Genomic DNA, 19415 nt, shown 5'->3' with positions numbered 1-19415 from the left:
GCCCCGCCCTGTGACCGCCGCTACCAGCCGGTAACCTGCTCGGCGTGATCGGACACACTCGTGACGGCGATGTCGTCATCCTGGAATTGCAGCGACCGGACAAGCGCAATGCGCTGAGCACGGATCTCTGTGTCGCCCTACGACGCGAAGTCGAGCAGGCGGATGCCGACGGCGCGCGGGTCGTGGTGATCACCGGACAGGGCAGTAGCTTCTGCGCCGGTGCCGACCTGACCGGAGATGCGTTTCCTGACGCATTCGGCGAGACGCTGGAAGGCATGCTCAACGCCATCGAGAGAGTGTCCGTTCCAGTCGTGGCGGCGATCAACGGGCCTGCCGTCGGAGCCGGGACGCAACTGGCCATTGCCTGCGACCTGCGGGTGGTCGCACCCGAGGCATTCTTCGAGATTCCCTCCACGCGTCTCGGAATCGCAGTGAGCAACTGGACGATCAAGCGGCTGGCGGCATTGGCCGGCGGCGGCGTGGCGCGCACGATCCTGCTCGGCGGCGAACGGGTGCACGCCGATCAGGCGTATACATGCGGTCTGGCCAACAAGCTCGGCGATCGCGATGTTGCCGTGCAGTGGGCGCACTCGATCACTGCCCTTGCCCCCTTGGCGCTGCGACACCTCAAACTGGTGTTCAACGACGACGGCGCGCACGACGATCCGACGCCCGCACAGCGCGCGGCATTCGAGGCCGCGTGGAGCAGTGCGGACATGAAGGAAGCGCGCCGCGCGAGAGCCGAGAAGCGCGCACCGAAATTCGTGGGCAAGTGATCAACGGAGCGCCCGACGCGGGCGACACGGCCTGGTTGCTGGCGAGCACCGCGCTGGTTTTGCTGATGACGCCGGGCTTGGCCTTCTTCTACGGCGGCATGGTGCGCTCGAAGAGCGTGCTGAACATGATGATGATGAGCCTGTCGGCCATCGCCGTCGTATGGCTGCTGTGGTTGGCGTTCGGGTTCTCGATGGTGTTCGGCGACAACGTGATCGGCGGTTGGATCGGAAACCCGTTGCAGTACGCCGGTTTCGAGGGTTTGCTCGGCGGCGTATACACCTCGGCGGCGGGCACGGTGTCGATTCCGTTGGTGGGAACCGTTCCGGCGTTGGTGTTCGCGGCATTTCAAGCGGGATTCGCCATGGTGACGGTCGCGCTGATCTCCGGTGCCGTCGCAGACCGGATGCGGTTCGTGCCGTGGGTGCTGTTCGCGGCCCTGTGGTCCACGCTGGTGTATTTCCCTGTGGCGCACTGGGTGTTCTCGCTCGACGGGCTCACCAGTGAGTTCGGCGGGTGGATCACCAACAGGCTCGGCGCGATCGACTTCGCCGGTGGCACGGCCGTGGAGATCAACGCGGGTGTGGCCGGGCTGGTGCTGGCCCTCGTGGTCGGCAAGCGGAGCGGGTGGCCGCGAGATCCCATGCGTCCGCACAATCTTCCGGCCGTCATGCTCGGAGCCGGACTGCTCTGGTTCGGCTGGTTCGGTTTCAATGCGGGCTCGTCGTTGGCGGCCGACGGCGTTGCCGCAGTGGCGCTGGTGAACACGATGGGCGCGGGCGCGCTGTCGATGGCGGCGTGGCTCGTCGTCGAGAAATGGCGGGACGGGCACGCGACGTCGTTCGGCGCGGCGTCCGGAGTGGTGGCCGGACTCGTCGCGATCACGCCGTCGTGTACTGCCGTCACACCGATCGGTGCAGCCGCGATCGGCATCGTCTCGGGTGCGTTGTGCGCGTTGGCGATCGGCCTCAAATATCGCTTCGGCTACGACGATTCACTCGACGTCGTCGGTGTGCATCTCGTCGGCGGTGTCGTCGGAACGCTGATGGTCGGACTCGTCGCCAGTGCGCAGATGCCGGCGGGCAAGGACGGTTTGTTGTACGGCGGCGGTCTGCATCAACTCTGGGTGCAAGCCATCGCCGTCGTGGCGGTGTTCGCGTACACGGCAGTCGTCACCACCGCTATCGCGTTCGCGATCAAGGCCGTCATGGGCGTGCGCGCCGACGCGCAGCACGAGGCCGACGGCCTGGACGAGCACGAGCACGCCGAGTCCGCCTACGACTTCGGAGTGGGCCACGGAGGCAGCAACAAGCCTGGTCTTTTCGGTAAGTAGGGGCAAACCCTGCGCGTCCTTTACGAACCGATCGGTCGCTGAAAGTCGTTCTGTCCCTTTCGCGTTGATGCGATCGATCGTTGTTCGGTTCGACCCCTCTCGTTCATCTTCGGTTCGCTCTTCACGCTCGTTGTGCCCATAGCTTTTCGCTGCTCGGTATCGAGAGATGGACACGACGAAAGACTGAGGAACATGAAGCTGACTCGATTCGCGGCAACGTCCGCATTGGTCATTGCAGCGATGACGACCGCCATGGGCACCGCCTATGCGGATCCGGCACCGGCTCCCGCCGCTGCCGTCGGGTGGAACGTCACCCAGGCCGGCAACCAGGTCCTCGTCGACACGACGGCCGGCACCCTGAGCAACGAAGACAACCACCTGGTCGTCCGTGACGCCAACGGCGCACTCGTCGACTCCGTACCGCTCGCCATCGCCGCCGACGGATTCTCGCACCCCGTCGCTGCCGACATCGACGGCAACCACGCCACTCTGACCGCTGATGTCTCGCCTGCCGCGGCAACCCCGGTCTCCACCTCCCTTCCCGGCCTGCAGCAGGTCGACCTGCCCGCCGCAGTCGCAGGCGTCAAGGACAACCTCAGCCTCACCGCCTCCGTCGGTGGATTCCTCGGTGCTGCAACCGGAATCGTCGGCGGATGCATCCTCGGAATCATCACGGGAGTCGTCGTGACCGCACCGGTCGCGACTCTTCTCGGAGCAGGCCCCATCGGCGGCTGCGTCATCGGCGCAATCGCCCTCGGTGCCATCGGATCGCTCGCCGGCACCTCTGCCGGTGGCCTCGGCGCAGTCATCGGTAACGCCGGACAGTTCATCCAGCTGCTCAACGCTCCTCCCGCAGTGAAGAAGTAACACCGCCTCGACAACAGTGCTGTGGCCCGCATCGGATATCCGGTGCGGGCCACAGTCGTCGAAAGGTCTAGCGAGCCAAGGCGAGATCCCCCACGTGAGCTCGCCGAGCTGCCGTCACGAGTTCGACGATGGCGTCCGCCACCTCGTGTGCTCGTTCGAGAATCACCATGTGTCCGGCCTGCGCGATACGTACCAACCGTGCATCAGGCAGGTGGGATGCAAGGGTTTCCGAGTGTCGCATCGGCGTCATCAGGTCGTCCGAACCGCACAGCACCAGCGTGGGAATCGAGGCCAGCGCGGCCAGACCGGCCACCTCGTCGAGTCCGCGGAACGCGCCGAGGAAGCCGGCCATCGTCACGATGGACGTGTCGCCGAGCATCGCCGTCGCCAGAGTGACCACCCGCGGGCTGACTTTGTGGGAGCCGCATCCCGCCGTCCTGACGATGGGCGCGCACACCCCGCGACTGAGCCTCTTGGCACCCGACATCAATCGAGGGGCCCGTCGAACAGCTGCCTGAAACGCCGACACGGCCGGATGCGCGAGGCAGCGACCGAGCCCGTCGTCGGTGATCCCGCCTGCGGACGTCGCGATCAACCCGACCCCGACGAGGCGCGAGCCGACGGCATCCGGGTACTGACGCGCGTAGGAGAGCGCCGTCATGCCGCCCATCGAGTGGCCGATCAGAACGAACGGCCCGACCGGGACGACAGCGCGGATCACGTCGGCCAGGTCCTCGCCGAGCTGATCGATGGTGCAGCTGTCGGGCGTTGCGGCACCGGATTCGCCGTGGCCGCGGTGGTCGTACAGAACGATTCGCGTGTCCTCGCCCCAGACATCCTCGACGTGGGTGCGCAGCTCGGTCCACGACTGCATCCGCAGGCAGTGTCCATGGACGAACACCACGGTCAGAGCCGCATCGGGCCGTCCGAACTCGCGCACTGCGAGCGTGGTGCCGTCCCCTGCGGCGACGGTGCTCCGGCGACCGACCAGGTGGTTCTGCTCACTCGTACTCATGTGCGCTCCGCGGTGTCAGGGTCACGTGACGCGACGTGGATGTTGTCCGGTACGTCGCTCGGACGACACGCCGTGTTACCTGAGTCACATTCTTCTCGATTGTGGTAGCCGATCCGACCAAGCCGAACGGTCGGCTGCCTCGAAGTACTGGTGAGCGTTCAGGTGAGGGCGCGCGTTGCCAAGAAGGAGATCGGCCATGAGCACTTCCATGGACACGCTCGAAGACGTCGTACCGCGGGCCGTCGCGGGTGACCGCGCCGCACTCGAACGCGTACTGGTGTTGATCCAGCCTCCGATTCGCCGCTACTGCGCCTCTCGGATCGGCAATCTCGATGTCGCGGCCGACGACGTGGTGCAGGACGTCTGCCTCGCTCTGGTCACCGCGATACCCAAGTACCGCGACATGGGCAAACCGTTCATGGCCTTCGTCTACGGCATCGCTGCTCACAAACTGGCCGATGCCGGCCGACGATCGGCTCTGCGGCAGACGTTCTCGACGGCCGAGCTGCCCGAGGAAGTGTCGGGTGAGGACGGTCCCGAGCAGGTCGCGCTCGGCGACGAACTCCGCTCCCATGCGCAGGCCCTGATGAACACCCTGCCCCCGAAGTACAGCAAGATCATCCTGATGCGAGTGGTGTGGGGCCTGACGGCACCGCAGACCGGCGAAGCTCTGGGAATGACGGCCGGTGCAGTGCGGGTGGCCCAGCACCGGGCGATGAACATGCTGCGCGCCGAACTGTCGAACTTCTCGCTACTGGCGGCCCGCACAGCTGCCTGACATCGCCCGGTGGATGGGTGTCCGAGACGTATGTCCGATAAGCCGGTTCGATTAACACCAGCTACATCGGTTCAAGACACGTCGGCAACGTGGCGGTTCTACGTTGTTGATCCATGACCGCCGTACAGCCAGCGCCGACAGATACCGCGCTGAAAGAGACGCTCGAGGACTACACGCTGCGCTTCGCGCCGCGTAGCTACCGTAAATGGGGGACCGGTGTTGTCGCGACGTCCGCGCTCGGCGGCATCGCGTATCTCGCGGATTTCGCCATCGGTGCCAATATCGGAATCTCGTACGGAACCGGCAATGCACTGTGGGGCATTCTGGTGTTCGCCGTCGTCATCTTCCTGACCGGCCTTCCGCTTGCCTACTATGCGGCCCGTTACAACATCGACCTCGATTTGATCACGCGTGGCAGCGGTTTCGGCTACTACGGGTCGGTGGTCACCAACGTCATCTTCGCGACGTTCACGTTCATCTTCTTCGCGCTCGAAGGTTCGATCATGGCGCAGGGACTCGAACTGGGGCTGAGCATTCCGTTGCCCATCGGGTACGCGGTCTCGACCATCATGGTGATCCCGCTGGTCATCTACGGCATGAAAGCCCTTGCCAAACTTCAGGTCTGGACCACCCCGCTGTGGCTCGTCCTGATGGTGCTGCCGTTCGTCTACCTGGTGATCAGCAATTCTGACTCGGTGGGCGAGTTCTTCGCTTACGGCGGTCAGGACGGGGCCGACGGCAAGGGCGTCAATATTGGGTCGGTCATGCTCGCCGCAGGCGTGTGTCTCTCGCTCATCGCGCAGATCGCCGAGCAAATCGACTACCTGCGTTTCATGCCGCCCAAGACTCCCGAGAATTCCCGACGCTGGTGGACGGCAGTGCTTCTCGCCGGCCCCGGCTGGGTCATCTTCGGTGCACTCAAGCAGGTCGTCGGCCTTTTCCTCGCCGTGTACCTGATCGCCAACGTCGTCGACGGATCCAGCATCGCCAACGAGCCGGTGCACCAGTTCCTGGAGATCTACGAGAACTTCATGCCCGGCTGGCTCGCCATGACCCTCGCGGTGATCCTGGTCGTCATCAGCCAGATCAAGATCAACGTGACCAACGCGTATTCGGGGTCGCTGGCGTGGACCAACTCCTACACCCGCCTCACCAAGACGTATCCGGGCCGCATGGTGTTCGTGCTGTTCAACCTGGCCATCGCGCTGATCCTGATGGAAGCCAACATGTTCGACTTCCTCAACAGCATCCTCGGCTTCTACGCCAACTGCGGTATCGCGTGGATCGCGGTGGTGGCCTCGGACATCGTGTTCAACAAGTACATCCTGAAGCTCTCGCCCAAGGTGCCCGAGTTCCGACGCGGCATGCTCTACAACATCAATCCGGTCGGCTTCGGATCGATGGCGGTGTCGGCGATCCTGTCGATTCTGGTGTTCTTCGGGGCATTCGGGTCTGCGATCAAACCGTATTCGCCCATCGTGGCTCTCGTTCTCGCACTGGTGCTTCCGCCCATCCTGGCGGTGGCGACCAAGGGCAAGTACTACCTGCGACGCACCGACGACGGCATCGACCTGCCGATGTTCGACGAGCACGGCAACCCGTCCGACGAGCTCGTGATGTGCCACGTCAGCGGCATGGAATTCGAGCGACCCGACATGATCGCGTCCAACGTGCCGGGGCCCAACGGAGAAAAGCAGTACATCAGTTCGCTGTCACTGAGCACCGACAAGACGGGGGAGCACATTCTCCCGCCTCAGTGAGTGCGGCTGCGCCGCAGTGGTGTGGTTATGTGCCGCCTGGGGCACCTAACCACACCACTGCCGCAGGCACTCAGATGGTGCGCGTCAACCGATCGGCGAGCAGCTTGGAGAACTTTGCCGGATCCTTCAGCTCGGTTCCCTCGGCGAGAAGTGCCGTCGCATAGAGCAATTCGGCGGTCTCGGCGAGGTGCGGATCGTCGCTGCGATCCTCGCGGGCCTTCTTCAGTCCCGTCACCAGGTCGTGGTTCGGGTTGAGTTCGAGGATGCGCTTGGAGGTCGGCACGAACTGGCCCGAGGCCTTGTACATCTTCTCGAGCTGCGGGGAGAAGCTGAACTCGTCGCCGACGACGCAGGCCGGTGATGTCGTCAGGCGCGTCGACAGACGCACCTCCTTGACGTCCTCGCCGAGGGTGTCGGTCAGCCAGGTGAGCAGGTCCGCGAATTCCTTGTCCTGCTCCTCGCGCTTGGCCTCGGACTCCTTCTTTTCTTCCTCGGTGTCGAGGTCCACCTCACCCTTGGCGATGGACTGGAACGACTTTCCGTCGAAGTCGGTGACGTTGCCGACCCACACCTCGTCGACCGAGTCGGTGAGCAGCAGCACCTCGAGACCGCGCGCCTTGAACGCCTCCATGTGCGGCGAGCTCTCGATCTGCTGACGCGATTCGCCCGTCATGTAGTAGATCTGCTGCTGGCCGTCCTTCATCCGGTCCACGTACTCGGCGAGGGTCGTCAGACCCTCTTCGGAGTGGGTGGACGCGAACGACGAGATGCCCAACAGGGTTTCGCGGTTGTCGGAGTCGGAGATCAGGCCTTCCTTGAGGACCGTGCCGAACTGCGACCACAGCGTCTTGTACTTGTCGGGCTGCTCGCTCTGCAGCTCCTTGACGGTCGAGAGCACCTTCTTGGTCAGGCGACGACGGATCGCGCGGATCTGCCGGTCCTGCTGCAGGATCTCGCGAGAAACGTTGAGCGAGAGGTCCGCTGCGTCGACGACACCCTTGACGAAGCGCAGGTACTCGGGCAGCAGTTCCTGCGAGTCGTCCATGATGAACACGCGCTTGACGTACAGATGTACGCCGGCCTTGCTCTCGCGCATGAACAGGTCGAACGGTGCCTGCGACGGAATGAACAGCAGCGCTTGGTATTCGAACGTGCCCTCGGCCTTGAACGGGATGACCTCGAGCGGCTCGTCCCAGGCGTGGCTGACGTGCTTGTAGAACTCCTTGTATTCCTCCTCGGACACCTCGTCCTTGGATCGGGTCCACAGCGCCTTCTGCGAGTTGATCGTCTCGGTCTCGATGGTGACCGTGTCCTCGCCGCCCTCCTCTTCGCTCTTGACGCGCTTCTCGACGTCGATGCGAATGGGCCAGGCGATGAAGTCGGAGTACTTCTTGACCAGTTCCTTGATCTTGCGCTCGGACGCGTAGTCGTGGAGGTGGTCTTCCTCGTCGGCGGGCTTGAGAGCGAGCGTCACCGAGGAGCCCTGCGGGGCGTCGTCGACGTCGGTGATCTCGTAGGTGCCCTCGCCGGTGGACTCCCACTTGGTGGCCGTGCTCTCACCGGCCTTGCGGGTGAGCAGCGTGACCTTCTCGGCCACCATGAACGTGGAGTAGAAGCCGATGCCGAACTGGCCGATGAGTTCCTCGGAGGCGGCGGCGTCCTTGGCTTCCTTGAGCTTCTTGCGCACCTCGGCGGTGCCGGACTTGGCGAGGGTGCCGATGAGGTCGATGACCTCCGAGCGCGACATTCCGATGCCGTTGTCCCGGATGGTGAGGGTACGAGCGGAGGAGTCGATATCGATCTCGATGTGCAGATCCGAGACGTCGACGTCCAGATCCTTGTTGCGGTACGACTCCAGGCGCAGCTTGTCCAGCGCGTCCGAGGAGTTCGAGATCAGTTCACGGAGAAAGCTGTCCTTGTTGGAGTAGATGGAGTGCACCATCAGATCCAGGAGCTGACGCGTCTCCGCCTGGAATTCGAGCTGTTCGGTACTCAATGTCTCCCCTTCTAGCAGCAAAACCGACGCGAATATTCTACGGCAAGGCTACGGGTGAGCTGCGAAGACGTCGGCGCCGCCTACTGTGGTGCCCGTGACGAAGACGAAGTTGGCAGCAGGAGCAACCGCAGCGTTGGGCGGGGCATGGTTGGCGCGTGCGCTGTGGGGTCTTCCGTCGGCCATCGGTGCCAGGAGAGTGCACATCACTCCGTACGCAGCCGGGTCCCCGCGCTACCGCGACCGCCGATTCCACAACTCCGACCCCAGTTCGAGTTACGTCCCGGGTCGCGGCGAGAAGGGGCGAAAGAACATGCTCGTCTCGCTGTTCACCGAGCGAGGTAAGGGCAGGCCGCAGCGGCCGATCCCACTGGCACCGCCGATCGCGCCGGTGGACGCGGGCGAGCTGGCGGTCACCTGGTACGGACATTCGAGTGTGCTCGTCGAGGTCGACGGGTATCGCATTCTGGCCGATCCGGTGTGGAGCAATCGCGTGTCCCCGTCCTCGGTGGTGGGCCCGGCACGGCTGCATCCGACGCCGGTCGACCTGACGGACCTACCTCGGGTCGACGCCATCGTGATCTCCCACGATCATTACGACCATCTCGACAAGGCGACGGTGCAGAAGCTGGCGAGCACGCAGTCGGCCCCCTTCGTCGTGCCTCTGGGCATCGGCGCGCACCTGCGCAAGTGGCGGGTGCCGGGTGAGCGCATCATCGAACTCGATTGGGACGAGCAGACGGCGATCGGTGGCCTCACCGTCACGTGCACCGAGGCTCGTCACTTCTCCGGACGCGGCCTGACCCGGGATTCGACGCAGTGGGCGTCCTGGGCGTTCGCCGGTCCGGTGCGGCGTGTCTTCTTCGGCGGCGACACCGGTTACACACCGAAGTTCGCCGAGATCGGCAGTAAGTACGGACCCTTCGACCTGACGCTTCTTCCGGTCGGGGCCTACGACGTGCGCTGGCCGGACATTCACATGAATCCCGAGGAGGCTGTCACCGCGCACGTCGATCTGACGCCGTCGGGAATCTTCGTGCCGATTCACTGGGCGACGTTCAACCTGGCGTTCCATCCGTGGTCCGAACCGATCGTGCGACTGCACGCCGCCGCCCAGGACGTGGGTGTGCAGGTTGCGGTACCGATGCCGGGTCAACGCGTCGACGGTACGAGGGCCCTGCACGACGATCGCTGGTGGACCCGTCTGGGCTGAGGCAGCACTAGGCTGCACCCATGTCTATCGACGCCGATGCACAGCGGGATACCGGGCTGACCGAGGCGGAGGTCGCCGCACTGCGGGCCGAGGGGAAATCGAACGACGTTCCCGCTCGCGCTTCACGTTCGGTTCGCGACATCGTCCGGGGCAATGTGTTCACCCGAATCAACGCGATTCTCGGTGTGCTGCTGATCATCGTGCTCTCGACCGGTTCGGTGATCGACGGCATGTTCGGGCTGTTGATCGTCGCGAACAGTGGCATCGGAATCATTCAGGAGATCCGCGCGAAGCGCACGCTGGATCGGCTGGCCATCGTCGGCCAGAACAAGCCGCAGGTGCGACGCGACGGTGTCTCGCAACAGATTCCGCCCGACGAGGTCGTCCTCGGTGACATCGTCGAACTCGGACCGGGCGATCAGATCGTCGTCGACGGCGAGGTGATCGAGACGGCAAGCCTGGAGATCGACGAGTCGCTGCTCACCGGTGAGGCCGATACGGTGCACAAACTCGAAGCAGCGCAGGTACTTTCGGGTAGCTTCGTCGTCTCGGGCAGTGGGGCCTACCGGGCGACGAAGGTCGGACGCGACGCCTATGCGGCCAAGCTCGCCGAGGAGGCCAGCAAGTTCACCCTGGTCAAGTCCGAGCTGCGCAGCGGTATCGACAAGATCTTGAAATTCATCACTTACCTGATGATTCCGGCCGGGGCGCTGATCATCTACAACCAGTTGTTCTCCAGCGGGCAGGCTCTGCGGCCTGCTTTGAACGGCATGGTCGCGGCCCTGGTCCCGATGGTCCCCGAGGGTCTCGTACTGATGACGTCGATCGCTTTTGCCGTGGGCGTCATCAGGCTCGGTCAGCGGCAATGTCTGGTGCAGGAGCTGCCTGCGATCGAAGGGCTCGCCCGAGTCGACGTGGTATGCGCCGACAAGACCGGCACTCTCACCGAGAACGGCATGCGGCTCTCGGAATTGGTGTTGATCGACGAGCACGACTCCGACTCGGTGACAAAAGTATTGGCGTCTCTGGCGCACGACGACCCGCGTCCCAATGCCAGTGTGCAGGCCGTCGGTGAGGCGTATCCCGACGCGCCGGGGTGGACGCAGAGCGCGGTAGCTCCGTTCTCCTCGGCCAAGAAGTGGAGCGGTCTGTCGTACGGCGAGCACGGTAACTGGCTGCTCGGTGCCCCGGACGTGTTGCTCGACCCGACCTCGGAGACCGCTCGACAGGCCGAAGATGCCGGCTCCAAGGGTCTGCGGGTACTGCTGCTCGCCAGCAGTGACCTCGCCGTCGACGACACCGCGGCGCCGGGAGTCGTCACCCCGCGGGCTCTGGTGATTCTCGAGCAGAAGGTGCGCGAGGACGCCCGAGACACGTTGGAGTACTTCGCAAGTCAGCAGGTTCAGGTCAAGGTCATTTCCGGGGACAACGCCGTGTCGGTCGGCGCGGTGGCCGGCTCGCTCGGACTTCCCGGTGGCGACGCCCCGATCGACGCACGTGACCTGCCCGAGGATTCCGAGCAACTGGCCGACTCCGTCCAGAACTCGACGACGTTCGGCCGCGTTCGGCCGGACCAGAAGCGTGCGATGGTGGGCGCGTTGCAGTCTCGAGGTCATACCGTTGCGATGACCGGTGACGGCGTCAACGATGTGCTCGCACTGAAGGACGCCGATATCGGTGTCTCGATGGGCTCGGGTAGTGCGGCCACGCGTGCCGTCGCGCAGATCGTGTTGTTGGACAACAAGTTCGCCACGCTGCCCTATGTGGTGGGGGAGGGGCGACGCGTCATCGGCAACATCGAGCGCGTGTCCAACCTGTTCCTGACCAAGACCGTGTACTCGGTGTTGCTGGCGTTTCTCATCGGGCTCTCGGGAGTGCTGTCGCAGGTCTTCCATTTCGAGCCGATCCCGTATCCCTTCCTGCCGAGGCACGTGACCATCGCCGCGTGGTTCACCATCGGCATTCCGGCGTTCGTGCTCTCGCTGGCCCCGAACAACGAACGGGCACGCAGCGGGTTCGTCTCGCGGGTGATGCGGTTGGCCGTTCCGTCCGGGTTGATCGTCGGCTCGTGCACGTTCGTGTCGTATCTGCTGGCCTACGCGGGTCCGAACGCCACCGAGACACAGGTGACCCAGGCGAGCACCACCGCACTGATCACGTTGATCATGATCGCGCTGTGGGTCCTGGCCGTCGTCGCGCGGCCGTACACCTGGTGGAAGGTGGTGTTGCTCGCGGGATCCGTCGGCGGATACCTGCTGTTGTTCGCAATCCCGTTCTGCCGCACCTTCTTCAAGCTCGATCCCTCGAACGTCGGTGCCACCACGAGCGCGTTGATCATCGGCGCTGTCGGTATCGCACTCGTCGAGATTGCTCACCGATTCGGATCGGTACTACGCAACCGGCAGGAGCGAACGTAAACTGCAGGTGTTCCGTTTCACCCGACTGGCAGGAGAGTTTCATGGGCTTCGCAGACAATTTGAAGGGCATGGTCGACAAGGGCAAGAACCTTGCGGCAGAGAACTCGGACAAGATCGACGACGTCGTGGAGAAGGCCGGGGACTTCATCGACAACAAGACCGGTGGCAAGTACGCCGACAAGATCGACAAGGTGCAGGAAGCCGCCAAGAAGGCAATTCCGGACAAGTAGGTCGATTCGGGCCGTCCACCCGGTGTTCGGGTCGTCGGTGGTGCCGTAGGGCGCTGCGGACGGCAGAATCGGGCGGGTGGACGGACCGGTACTTCTTCTCGTAGTCATTTTCGCGATCGCGGTCGCGGGATTCGCCAAGCGTCTGGACCTGCAGGTCCCGCTCGTTCTGGTGACCGTCGGATCCATCGCATCGTTCGTGCCCGGCGTACCGCACATCAGTCTCTCGCCCCAGCTCATCCTCGGTGTCGTGCTGCCGCCGTTGCTGTACTCCGCGGCGCTGAACTACTCCTTCGTCAGTTTTCGCCGCAACATCGGCCAGATCCTGCGCCTCGGTCTGGTGATGGTGATCGTGACGACCGTGGCCGTCGGGTACTTCGCCAACCTGCTCGTTCCCGAGCTGACCCTGGGCGCGGCCCTCGTGCTCGGTGCCGTCGTGGCCCCACCCGACGCGGTCTCTGCGATCGCCGTCGGTCGCAAGCTCGGCCTGCCCGCGAGAATGATGGCCATCCTCACCGGGGAGAGCCTGGTGAACGACGCGGCTGCGTTGACCTTGTTCACCTTGACCGTTGCGTCGGTGACGGGCAGTCGTATCGAACTCGGCTCACCGGTCCTGTTCTTTCTGTACGAGATCGTCGGCGGCGTGCTGGTCGGATTCGTCCTCTCGCGCATCGTTCGTTTCGTGCGAAACCGGATCGCCGACTCGGCGCTCGAGACTGTGCTCGGACTCGTCCTACCGTTCGCGGCGTATTTGGCAGCGGAAGAGATTCACGCGTCCGGCGTGTTGGCCGTCGTCACCGCAGGTTTCGTACTGGGCCGTGTCACGGCCGACGTGTCGGTCTCGACCCGGGTGCAGGAGCGCCAGGTGTGGCCGACGGTGGACCTGCTGCTGGAAGCATTCGTGTTCGCGTACATGGGTTTACAGCTGAAGTTCGTCATTTCCGAGGTGCAGCGCGAGGGTCTTCCGGTGCATCACATCTTCGGGTACGCGCTGCTGGTGCTGCTCGTGGTCATCACCGTTCGTCCGGCTTGGATCTTCTTCAACTCGGGGAGAAACCTGCTCTTTCGCACGGTGTTTCGCCGCGAGGGGGTGGCCGACGGCCTGACGTGGCAGCAGAACCTGGTGCTGTCGTGGGCCGGGATGCGCGGGGTGGTGACTCTCGCCGCAGCCGCGGGTGTCCCGTTCACCACCGTGCTCGGCGACGAATTTCCCGGGCGGGCGGTGATTCAAGCGGTCGCGTTCGTCGTCGCAGTCGGAACGTTGCTGCTGCAGGGCCTGACGCTTCCGCTCCTTATTCGACGATTGGACGTCGCCGATCCACTCGAGCAGCAACGCAACGACAACCAACGATTGCTCTCGCAGGCCATCGCCCGCACGGCTGCCGAGACGTACCTCGAGCGGGCCGCGAAGGACGGCATCTCCGGCGTCGACAGTGATCGGGTAGCCGAGGTGATCGCGCGCGTGCGACGGTCGGTGCGGGCCCGCATGGACGCGGACGAGACCGAGGACCGCGAGAAGCGAATCGCGGCGGCCGGCGCGCTGTTCGACACCCTGCGGCACAATGTCCTGGTCGCGCAGCGGGCCGCACTGATCGCCGCCCGCGACTCGGGGGAGTTGGACGACGAAGCCCTCCGCGCAGTGTTGAATGGTCTGGACGTGGAAGAGATCGCGGCCGAGGCACGCATCGAACGACGCACGACGTAGACGACGAACACAGTGGGAGCGCTGAGACAGTGAGGTCGACCGGACTGGTGGCCGCCGCGGCACTAGTGTTCGCCCTCGCCGCGTGCGGCTCGCCTGCCGTGCCTCCCGTGGCTCCGGCCTCCACGTCGAATCCGGCACCCGAGGGCTCCGACCGCGGGTCGATCGTGTCGTCGATGCCGCTCGGTCAGGTCGACATCGGTGTCGCCTTCCTGGGTGGATCCGCCACGAAGATCGTCTACCGCACCACCGACGGCGTCACCGGAGGCAGAACCGAGACATCGGCAACCGTGTTCGTGCCCAAGGGTTCTGCGCCTGCCGGTGGCTGGCCGATCGTCTCGGTCGGGCACGGCACCACCGGTGTCACCGACGAGTGTGCGCCCTCGCTGTATCCGAACCTGTTGGGCACCATCGGCCTGGTGACGCCCTTCCTCGAGCGCGGCACCGTCGTGGTGGTGACGGATTACCAGGGTCTGGGGACTCCGGGTCATCCGGCGTATCTGAATATCGATGCTGCGGCCTACGACGTCATCGATGCCGTGCGCGCCGCGCGTACCGTGGTGCCCGACGTCGGAACCCGATGGGGTGCCATCGGCACTTCTCAAGGGGGACAAGCGGTCTGGGCCGCTGCCGAGCGTAATGCGGAGTACGGCGACGGTTTGGAACTGGTCGGAGTCGCCGCGCTGTCGCCCGCAGCCGATCTGACGCGGTACTTCGCAGCCGACACCGAACAGACCCTGTCCCGTCAGTTGCTGGTGCCGTTTCTCTACGAGGGTCTGCACGTCACGGATCCGAGCGTCGAGCGCTCCGACTACATCCGCGGCACCTTCGCCGACAACGTGACCGCGCTGACGGCGTGCAGCGATCTGCTCGGTTTCTCCAAGGCCGACGCGGGTGCCGTCATCGATCCGGCCGATGCCGTCCCGGCCGATGACCGGGCCGCGAATCGAATGACGGACTGGCTCCGATCGGTGGCGCTGCCGACGTCCCGCACCGATGTTCCGCTGTTCGTTCTGGTCGGCGAGCGCGACGACCTGATCGATCCGCAGTGGACCCGCGACGCCGTGGCGAAAGCCTGCGGACTCGGCGACGACGTGGAACTGCGTTCGGAACCCGAGCAGGGGCACGCGGATCTGGCCGCCAACGGTATCGGCGTCGACTGGCTCGTCGAGCGTTTCCTGAACGTGCCCAACTCGACCACCTGCGCACGATGACCGCGGCACTGGCGTGGATGGCGGTGATCGTGGCGGCGATCGTCACCGCCATCGCGCTGATCAGCCTGCGTGGCCGACGCGATCTGACCACCCCGGAGGAGCGCGCGGTTCACGCCACCCTGCATACCGCCTCGTTGGCGGCGAAGCCGCTGCGGAACGGTCTCGACGCCCGCTCGGCTGCCGCCGCTGCTCCCCATCTTCGGGTCCTGACCGGGGCGGATGCATTGGGTATCTGCGATCCGAGTGCGTCGCTGCTCGCCTGGGACGGGCCGTGGCCGGAGTTGACGCCGGCGTTCGTGGAGGCGGCCAGACGCGCCGTCGACGGGCAGCGCCGCGTGCTCGTGAGGCTTCCGCTCGGCTCGATTCACGAGGTCAAAGCGCTGGTGGTGCAGCCGTTGATCGACGAGGATTCGCCGGTGGCGGGGGTGCTCGGTGCCGCGGTGGTGGCCGAACCAGGGCCGGGCATGCTCGGGGCCATCGCCGAGGTCGCGCGCTACGCGTTCGGTCAGATCGAACTCGCCGAACTGGACGCATCGCGGGCGCGGTTGGACCGAGCCGAGGTGCGTGCACTCCGGGCCCAGATCAGCCCGCACTTCATCTACAACGCGCTGGGCACCATCGCGTCGTTCGTCCGTACCGATCCGGATCGGGCACGGGAACTGGTGCTCGAATTCGCCGATTTCACCCGGTACTCCTTCCGCAACGCCGGGGAATTCACCGTGCTCGCCGACGAGCTGCGCAACATCGATCGGTACCTGACGCTCGAACGGGCCCGGTTCGGCGATTCGCTGCAGGTCACCCTGCAGGTGGCTCCCGAGGTGCTCGGGGTGGCGCTGCCGTTTCTGGCGCTGCAGCCACTGGTGGAGAATGCCGTCCGGCACGGGTTGTCGGGCAAGGCCGACGGCGGTCGCGTCACGATCATTGCCGCCGACGAGGGCACCGACGCCGTGATCAGCATCGAGGACGACGGAGTGGGAATGGACCCCGAGGTACTGCGATCGGGCAGCCTGCACACCGAGGATGCGGCCCACGTCGGACTGGCGAACGTGGACGATCGGCTGCGGGCGGCCTTCGGAAACGACTACGGTCTCGTCGTGGACACCGCACCGGGAGCAGGCACGAAAGTGAGCATGCGGGTGCCCAAGTTCAGGCCGGGGGTGCGGGCATGACGCATCCAGCGAACTCCGGTTCGGCGCGCGGGCTGGTCGTGCTGGCGGTCGACGACGAGCGGCCTGCCCTGGACGAGCTGGCTTTCCTGCTGCGCGAGCAGGAGGCCGTGGCCGAGGTGTACACCGCGCAGGACGCGACCACAGCCCTGCGCCAACTCAAGCAGACCTCCGGCCAATCCGTGGTCGATGCAGTGTTCCTCGACATCAACATGCCCGGCCTCGACGGCCTCGAGCTCGCCGGGATCCTGTCGGCGTTCGCTCGGCCACCTGCGGTCGTGTTCGTCACCGCGCACGACGATCGGGCGTTGGCTGCCTTCGATCTGGGCGCGGTGGACTACCTCCTCAAGCCGTTGCGCGACGACCGCTTGGCCGAGGCCGTCCGACGGGTTCTGCTCGCCCGTCGTCGGCCCGCCGAGTCGGGCGAATCGACTGCCGACGAGGTCATCCCGGTCGAGCTCGGTGGAACCACCACGCTGGTGCACCGGTCGTCGGTGGCGTGGGTGGAGGCCGACGGTGACTACGCGCGGCTGCATACCGCCACCGGTTCGCACCTGGTGCGCATTCCCATCTCGGCTCTCGAAAGCCGTTGGGCCGATGCCGGTTTCCTGAGAGTGCATCGTTCGTATCTGGTGTCGCTTCCGTTGGTCACCGGAATCAGAAGCGTCGGTTCGGGCTTGGTGGTGTGTCTGCGCGCCACCGGCGCGCTGCCGGCCTGTGAACTCCCGGTGAGCCGGCGGCACACCAGAGAACTCAAGGACCGGCTCGTGCGCGGTCCGCTGCAGTCGTGGTCGTCGCGGTGACGAGAGGTGCGCGGTGAGTCAGCCGCACCGGGAGCGGGTGGTGCTCTCGCAGCGCCGCGGCGCGCGCCTGGTGCGCACCCGCGTCGAGGTGCAGGAGCAAACCGAGGTGGGCGACGCGCTGGTGCGAAGCCTGGTGCGTGCGCAACTCCTGCTGTCGCTGCGGCTGGCGGTGATGACGTTGTCGATCCTGTTCGCGATTCCCCTACTGGGCATGCTGCTCACCCGTTTCACCGATGTCGCGCCGTTCGGTATCGGGTTGCCGTGGTTACTGCTGGGGGTGGCCATCTATCCGTTGCTGTTCGGCGTCGGCCGCGCGTACGTGCGCCGCGCCGAGCGTAACGAGGCCGAGTTCGTCGGCCTGGTCGAGGACTAGGCGCCGGTGAACGGATCGATACCCGTCGCGACATTGATTGCGTTGATCGTGGCCGCGGTGGCTACCGTCGGCATCGGTGTCTACGGAGTTCGGTTGGCGCGCACCACCTCCGACTTCCTGGTGGCCTCGCGGACCGTCGGACCGCGGTGGAACGCCGCGGCCATCAGTGGCGAGTACCTTTCTGCGGCATCATTTCTCGGTGTTGCCGGTCTCATCGCCAAGTACGGTGCCGATGCGCTGTGGTATCCCGTCGGCTTCACCGCAGGCTATCTCGGTCTACTGCTGTTCGTTGCTGCCCCACTGCGCAGGAGCGGTGCGTACACGGTGCCCGACTTCGTCGAATTCCGGCTCGGCGCACCATGGTTGCGTACCGTGGCCATGCTCGTGGTGGTGGTGATCTGCGCGCTGTATCTGGTGCCGCAGTTCCAGGGCGCAGGCCTGACGCTGAACATCCTCCTCGGAGTGCCGGGCTGGGTGGGAGCGCTCGCGGTCGGTCTGATCGTCATCGCGAACGTCGTCGGCGGCGGAATGCGCTCGATCACCTTCGTGCAGGCGTTCCAGTACTGGCTCAAGCTCACCGCGATCGCCATCCCCGCACTGGTGCTGACCGTCCACTTCGTCGCCGACGACCGCAGCGTCGGTAGCGCGGCCCCGCCGACCGTCGCCGAGCAGACCCGGGTCGACATCACCACCGACGTGCTCGTGCAGGTCGACTCACCGATCGTGGTGTCCGTGGCAGGAACCCTGGACGAGCAGAGCGTCGATGGACGTGTGAATCTCGATGCAGGCGAACACCGGCTCGGGTCCGGGACACTGCTCACCCTCGACGCAGGCTCGCCGGTTCCGGTGGTCGCCGGCGCACCGACCACCGACCGCGCCTGGGCGATGCCCGGCGGGGGACTGGGCGGTCAGCACCCGCTCTACCAGGTGTATTCACTGATCCTGGCCACGTTCCTCGGCACCCTAGGGCTGCCGCACGTGCTGGTGCGGTTCTACACCAACCCCGACGGCCGAGCGGCGCGATTGACCTCGCTGACCGTGCTGGCGCTGCTCGGCACGTTCTATCTGTTCCCGACGGTCCTCGGAGTGTTCGCCCGGCTCTACGTGCCGCAACTGCTGATCACCGGTGCCTCCGACGCCGCAGTGTTGCTGCTGCCCGGCTCCGTGCTGTCGGGGGTACCCGGCCAGTTGCTGGCCGCACTCGTCGCCGCCGGAGCCATCGCCGCCTTCCTGTCCACGTCGTCCGGCCTGCTGGTCAGCATCGCGGGCGTCCTGAGCACCGACGTGCTCTCCGGCAAGGTCCGAGACTTCCGTGTCGCGGCCGTCCTTGCCGGCGCAGTGCCACTTGCACTGTCGATCGGCGTTGTCTCGCTGGATCTCTCGCGTACCGTCGGGCTCGTGTTCGCCGTCGCCGCGTCCACGCTGTGTCCGCTGCTCGTGCTCGGCATCTGGTGGCGCGGACTCACCGCAGCAGGAGCCGCGGCCGGGCTGTTCCTCGGCGGCGGACTCTCCCTCGTCGCCGCGTCGATCTCCGTCGTCACCCCCATCTCCGACGGCGTCCTCGGGGGCTGGGCGGCAGCGATACTCGGCTACCCGGCCGCGGTCAGCGTTCCCGTGGCCTTCGCCGCGATGATCGTCGTCAGCCTCGCCACCCGGCGAACGGTGCCATCGGACATTTCCCGAATCTTCGCCCGACTGCACCTGCCCGAAGGCCTCGACATGGGCAAAGACCGAGAGCGCGAGCTGTAGCGAGAGAAGGCCGTTCGTCGGGTCTGCGCTA

General features: G+C 65.4%; 16 protein-coding genes. 14 read left to right on the top strand and 2 right to left on the bottom strand.

From position 1 onward, the window contains the following. Positions 1-44 precede the first annotated feature (44 nt). The 3 genes from CH268_RS24590 (at position 45) to CH268_RS24580 (ending at position 2974) form a co-directional block, all read left to right on the top strand. Positions 45-776, top strand: a complete 732-nt coding sequence (locus CH268_RS24590) for an enoyl-CoA hydratase (RefSeq protein WP_027495952.1) — start codon at positions 45-47, stop codon at positions 774-776. Then, complete coding sequence (locus CH268_RS24585; RefSeq protein WP_094666147.1) at positions 773-2107, top strand: ammonium transporter; 1335 nt, start codon at positions 773-775, stop codon at positions 2105-2107. Before CH268_RS24590 ends, CH268_RS24585 begins: the two co-directional genes overlap by 4 nt. Before the next feature lie 192 nt (positions 2108-2299). Further along, positions 2300-2974, top strand: a complete 675-nt coding sequence (locus CH268_RS24580; RefSeq protein WP_027495954.1) for a hypothetical protein — start codon at positions 2300-2302, stop codon at positions 2972-2974. 67 nt (positions 2975-3041) lie between these two features. On the opposite strand, the gene CH268_RS24575 is transcribed toward CH268_RS24580, so the two are convergent. Beyond that, positions 3042-3989, bottom strand: coding sequence for an alpha/beta fold hydrolase (locus CH268_RS24575; RefSeq protein WP_032385719.1), 948 nt, complete (start codon positions 3987-3989; stop codon positions 3042-3044). Between the two features lie 196 nt (positions 3990-4185). On the opposite strand from CH268_RS24575, the gene shbA reads away from it, so the two are divergent. Next, positions 4186-4767 (top strand): RNA polymerase sigma factor ShbA, encoded by a 582-nt coding sequence (shbA, locus tag CH268_RS24570; protein ID WP_027495956.1) that lies wholly within the window; start codon positions 4186-4188, stop codon positions 4765-4767. Between the two features lie 113 nt (positions 4768-4880). Continuing rightward, positions 4881-6527, top strand: coding sequence for a purine-cytosine permease family protein (locus tag CH268_RS24565; RefSeq protein WP_094666146.1), 1647 nt, complete (start codon positions 4881-4883; stop codon positions 6525-6527). Between the two features lie 70 nt (positions 6528-6597). Here CH268_RS24565 and htpG read toward each other — a convergent pair whose 3' ends face one another. Beyond that, positions 6598-8523, bottom strand: coding sequence for a molecular chaperone HtpG (gene htpG, locus CH268_RS24560; RefSeq protein WP_032385717.1), 1926 nt, complete (start codon positions 8521-8523; stop codon positions 6598-6600). Positions 8524-8617: 94 nt separating this feature from the next. Between htpG and CH268_RS24555 the strand changes: the two genes are divergently transcribed. The 9 genes from CH268_RS24555 to CH268_RS24515 all read left to right on the top strand — a co-directional run bounded on the left by CH268_RS24555 (position 8618) and on the right by CH268_RS24515 (position 19384). Beyond that, positions 8618-9733 carry an MBL fold metallo-hydrolase gene (locus CH268_RS24555; RefSeq protein WP_094666212.1) on the top strand — a complete coding sequence of 372 codons (1116 nt, stop codon included), beginning with the start codon at positions 8618-8620 and terminating at the stop codon, positions 9731-9733. Between the two features lie 20 nt (positions 9734-9753). Continuing rightward, positions 9754-12150 (top strand): HAD-IC family P-type ATPase, encoded by a 2397-nt coding sequence (locus CH268_RS24550; RefSeq protein ID WP_094666145.1) that lies wholly within the window; start codon positions 9754-9756, stop codon positions 12148-12150. Between the two features lie 41 nt (positions 12151-12191). Further along, on the top strand, positions 12192-12380 hold the full coding sequence (locus CH268_RS24545; protein WP_027495963.1) for an antitoxin: 189 nt from the start codon (positions 12192-12194) through the stop codon (positions 12378-12380). A 76-nt stretch (positions 12381-12456) separates the two neighbouring features. Further along, positions 12457-14082: a Na+/H+ antiporter gene (locus tag CH268_RS24540; protein WP_032399860.1), complete on the top strand. Its 1626-nt coding sequence runs from the start codon at positions 12457-12459 to the stop codon at positions 14080-14082. A 29-nt stretch (positions 14083-14111) separates the two neighbouring features. After that, positions 14112-15293, top strand: a complete 1182-nt coding sequence (locus CH268_RS24535) for an alpha/beta hydrolase family protein (RefSeq protein WP_094666144.1) — start codon at positions 14112-14114, stop codon at positions 15291-15293. Then, on the top strand, positions 15290-16462 hold the full coding sequence (locus tag CH268_RS24530; RefSeq protein ID WP_032407615.1) for a sensor histidine kinase: 1173 nt from the start codon (positions 15290-15292) through the stop codon (positions 16460-16462). The genes CH268_RS24535 and CH268_RS24530 overlap by 4 nt, the downstream gene beginning before the upstream one ends. After that, positions 16459-17262 carry a LytR/AlgR family response regulator transcription factor gene (locus CH268_RS24525; RefSeq protein ID WP_094666143.1) on the top strand — a complete coding sequence of 268 codons (804 nt, stop codon included), beginning with the start codon at positions 16459-16461 and terminating at the stop codon, positions 17260-17262. Before CH268_RS24530 ends, CH268_RS24525 begins: the two co-directional genes overlap by 4 nt. A 13-nt stretch (positions 17263-17275) precedes the next feature. Continuing rightward, complete coding sequence (locus CH268_RS24520; RefSeq protein ID WP_027495968.1) at positions 17276-17635, top strand: hypothetical protein; 360 nt, start codon at positions 17276-17278, stop codon at positions 17633-17635. A gap of 6 nt (positions 17636-17641) precedes the next feature. Then, positions 17642-19384 (top strand): sodium/solute symporter, encoded by a 1743-nt coding sequence (locus CH268_RS24515; RefSeq protein ID WP_032365960.1) that lies wholly within the window; start codon positions 17642-17644, stop codon positions 19382-19384. The last annotated feature ends 31 nt before the right edge of the window (positions 19385-19415 follow it).

This window comes from Rhodococcus sp. 06-1460-1B (assembly GCF_002258475.1).
Classification (GTDB): domain Bacteria; phylum Actinomycetota; class Actinomycetes; order Mycobacteriales; family Mycobacteriaceae; genus Rhodococcoides; species Rhodococcoides fascians.
The sequence above is the reverse complement of the archived record's forward strand: the minus strand, read 5'-3'. Positions and strand labels throughout refer to the sequence as shown.